Below are 4,013 nucleotides of genomic sequence, written 5' to 3' on the forward strand. Positions count from 1 at the left end.
ATAAAATATGTTTGGATTCTGGCATATTAACTAAAACTTGTCGCCATGTCTTTGCGGGTTCGTGATGGGCTTCATCAATTACCACCATATCGAAAGAAGACGCCAACTCTGTGCTTTCTGATAACGATAATGCACATCCCGGAGTAGAAATTACTACGTCTGCATTCTTTACCCTATTCGAAAAATCTGAAGTAAACTTTTTTTTAAGTTCGAAAACTTGAGGTGTCTTTATATTTTTTGCAAAAACACCCAAACGTTTTAAAACTTCTAATTGAGAAAAGTTATTCGATATCTGTGATCTCACCAAAACCGTAGGAGTTATAATTAATACTTTCGATGCCTGCAATAAATATGGCGCCATCATAATTACTGCAGTTTTACCAGTACCCGTCGGCATTGACACGAGAACCGGCTCACTTTTGGTCGTAAAATACGCTCCTAAAGCATGCACTGCGCCCACTTGTGCATTTCTTAACCCTACAAGATTCTTTGAATCATTTGCAATAGGAACTTTCATTAATGAATATCTATCTGAAAAATAGCTCACATAACCCTCCTCAATAAAAGGCACTAAAACGTGCGTTCAAAATCCGACAATAGCCAACCATATTAATATAACCTCCGCTTACTTCTGTAACTCGGCGATAATCCCGTTGATTTTTTCCTCAATTTCATCAATCGGAACGATGTACCACTCAGTTGCTTTCTTTAAATCCTCACTTTGAAATTCAACCTGTTTATCACCAAAGACATGGTGTAATGTTCTTTCAAGTAGTTGTGCATTTATATTCTTAACTTCTGCAGAGAGAATAAGGTGAATTGGCGCGTACAAGTACGTCAACTCTTTTTCCGCATTTGCGGTACGAATATCAATAGTATTTCTAGTGAATCCGATTTTATACAAATTTTCTAACTTAGAAATATTAGGATCCTGACTCAATGATTTAAGAATATAAATATATCCAGTGGTATATTCTTCGCCGAAACTTTCAGCAAGTGTTTCATCATTAACTAAATCAGTCACCATCCGCCCATGCCGTTCTGTAGAATATAGTGAAGATGCGAGGGATTGTAGAAGTAAATTTTTATTTTCGGTACCGTTTTCGTAAACTACATGCATCCGACTATTTAATTTTCCATTATCAGCTATGAATGTATCTTTTGAAATCGAGACAATGTACAACATTACACCATTTTGAACGTAAAAGCGCCCTTCTTCGATATCATACTGCTCAAAAGGAACTATTTTTCTATGACCACTAGCAATATCTTTATGAACTTGATCAAATAGAACCTTGTACTTTGAGAAGTTTGTAGAGTGCTTTCTACGTCCTATCTTATCAGCTGCTTTGACTGTCTTCTTATATCTCGATACATCTAACAAGCTGGAAAAATCATCTAACATATCATCAGCCCCAAGAATATCATCGAGCTTATTAGGAACCTCTGAGGATGTGCTCTCCACAACAAATTCTGGGTCTTCAATATTCTTCTTTTCTAAAATTTTCAGAGTATCATATTTTTTAACTTTCTCGCTGCGTTCCTTCTTGTCTCGAAAACCTCTCAGTCTAGCCCACAAAGCACGTTCCGTTGACCACTCGTCTGTCTTTTGTGGCTCTCGCCCCTCTCTCTCAATAAAATCTAGTATTTCTTGAAACTTTGTTACTTCTGGATCTAGCTTTTCAATTTTTCTTTTCTCAGGCTGTTTTGTTAACTCACCGAAGTCATCATCCTCAAAGATACTGTCAAGACTATTCTTCATCTTCACGTGAAGCCTCTCTTTCTTTCTTTAACTCTGCTAATTTTAGCATTGCGAATGCTAGATATTTCTCACCATCATCTTTACTATTTCGATCTGGGTTTCTTCCATTTTCCGCCCTAAATTGTTTCGCCTGTTTGAAAGCCGCCACTAATTGCTCTTCAGTAAAATCGTATTTATTAGACGACAAATAGTCCTGGATGAATCGTAAGGTTGGAGCATCAATATCACGGCTGATTACTTCATAAGCCCGTTGAAATGGATTGACTTGATCAATCAAATCAATGTTTAACTCATCGATATTGATAAACCTGTCAGCCATCTTAATAATCTCACGGCTACCATCCTCTGATGTTGTCTTCCGTCCTGCTGCAACATTAATAGCTGCCAAAGTGTGTTGCCGAACAGTTTCAAGCTCATCACTTGTTAAATCTGGATAACGTTCGATAATTACTCGTGGGATAAGTGTCTTATTAATCATTTTAGCATCAGTACCAGAGACGATTGCATTTTGAATTTCTTTACTTTGTAAGATACTAGACTTCAAATCAGCCATATCATCTTCAATGATTTTTTTTGTTCGTTCAGTAGTATCTTTCGGCTTCAAACCACGGATAGATAAATCCCCTGGCTTATCAGGTTTTCCATCCTTTGGCTTGAATTTATATACCGGTGCCAATACCTGTTCCATTAATAAGGAAGCGGAAATGGCCTTCATAATGCTATTTACGGCAAATAGAACCTCGTCATCTTGGGCATCTGGTTGTGCAATCAAATTTGTGAATTGAGCATGTGTCTTATTAGGACTGTCCCGTGTAACCCGACCGATAATTTGAATGACCTCAGTCAGAGAATTACGGTAACCAATGGTAAGAGCATATTCTGCGAATGGCCAGTCAAAACCTTCCTTGGCCATGCCCAAAGCGATAATCATATCCAGTTTATCTAAATCTGCGATATCATCAGTAATCTTTGCAAGGTAAGCAGAAACTTTTTCCCGCCCATCCTCATTCACTAGGTCAGCAATCAACAACTTCTGCCCATCCAATCTATTTACTTCATAGATGCCATCATCATTTTGATTGATGTCCCCGCCATCTGTAATTAAATCTAGAATACGATCAACTTCATCATACTTTTTCTTAGTAGATTCTCCTGAGTTAACATTAGGAATATGGATAATCGTTTTTTTTGATGGATCAATTACTTTATCTAGTGCATCCGTATATTTGCCGCGATAGAAGCTGTAACCCATTGCAAAGGACTTTAGGTATTGATAACCTTCCAATTGTTCATAATATGTGTAGGTTACTTTATCGAATCTATCCTCATCAGCTGGTTCTAAAATTTGAATGGAATCGCCACGAAAATAAGAGCCGGTCATCGCCAAAATATGTGCATTAGAGTTTGCCGTAATACTCCTCAGGGCACTACCCAGTACAGAATTATCGTCACGGCTGACATGGTGAAATTCATCGATGGCTAATAAAGTTCCATCAAATGCCGAATCATCAAGCTCTTCAAATGCAAAGCGTAACGTTGCATGAGTAGCAATCAAAATGTTATCTTCAGGATCGGTTGATTGCATAAACTTCACGAAATGCTTCACTTTCGATTTTTCTCCACCGCCAATTGTCAAGTTGTTATTAGCCTGAACATTCCAATCCCAGTAAAAGCCAAACTTTGTTAGGTCAGTATTACGGAATGACTTGCCAATAGAACGTTCTGGAACAGCAATAATTACTTTCTTGATTCCTTGATTGTGAAGTTTATCTAGCCCGACAAACATCAGGGCTCGTGATTTTCCAGAAGCAGGTGGGGCCTTCACTAACAAGTACTGAGAATTACGTCTTTCATATACTCGTTCCTGCATTTCTCGCATACCTAAATCATTAGTTGTCTTCGTCGTGTTCTTGTCGAAATTAATTTCGAATAAATTACTAGTCATTTTCCGTCATCTCCTGATATAGGTTTAGCAATACCGCTAAGCGTTCTTCATCACTTCCAAATGGTCGCTGCTGGTAAGCACGATCCACAATCCCGTCCAATTCCTCGTGTTTCTTTCGCAAGCTTTCGGGCATTGTGTCTTTGTTATAAAGAGTCGCCAATGAGCCTCCTTCGTATTCACGAAGGTCAAGTATTTCCATCATAATCCGTGCCATCTCATTTTTACGTTGGGTGGACAAATTTTGAATGGGAAATGTATTGTATACCAAGCCCGCAGAGTATCGATACCGGGTTTCTAATTTCCCGC

Annotated in this window: 4 protein-coding genes; all 4 read right to left on the minus strand. The window is 38.3% G+C overall.

The window, feature by feature from the left end; genetic code table 11:
• Positions 1-547: DEAD/DEAH box helicase family protein (locus tag RT405_RS08025; protein ID WP_313469008.1), on the minus strand; the 547-nt coding region annotated here is incomplete at its 3' end.
• A gap of 78 nt (positions 548-625) precedes the next feature.
• On the minus strand, positions 626-1,762 hold the full coding sequence (locus RT405_RS08030; RefSeq protein ID WP_313469019.1) for a GIY-YIG nuclease family protein: 1,137 nt from the start codon (positions 1,760-1,762) through the stop codon (positions 626-628).
• Entirely contained in the window at positions 1,752-3,707 is a 1,956-nt protein-coding gene (locus RT405_RS08035) for a DEAD/DEAH box helicase (protein ID WP_313469009.1), read from the minus strand. The genes RT405_RS08030 and RT405_RS08035 overlap by 11 nt, the downstream gene beginning before the upstream one ends.
• The coding region (locus RT405_RS08040) for a type IIL restriction-modification enzyme MmeI (RefSeq protein ID WP_396163523.1) at positions 3,700-4,013 on the minus strand (314 nt) is incomplete at its 5' end. The genes RT405_RS08035 and RT405_RS08040, both read right to left, overlap by 8 nt.

This window comes from Carnobacterium sp. (assembly GCF_032094055.1).
Taxonomy (GTDB): Bacteria; Bacillota; Bacilli; order Lactobacillales; family Carnobacteriaceae; genus Carnobacterium_A.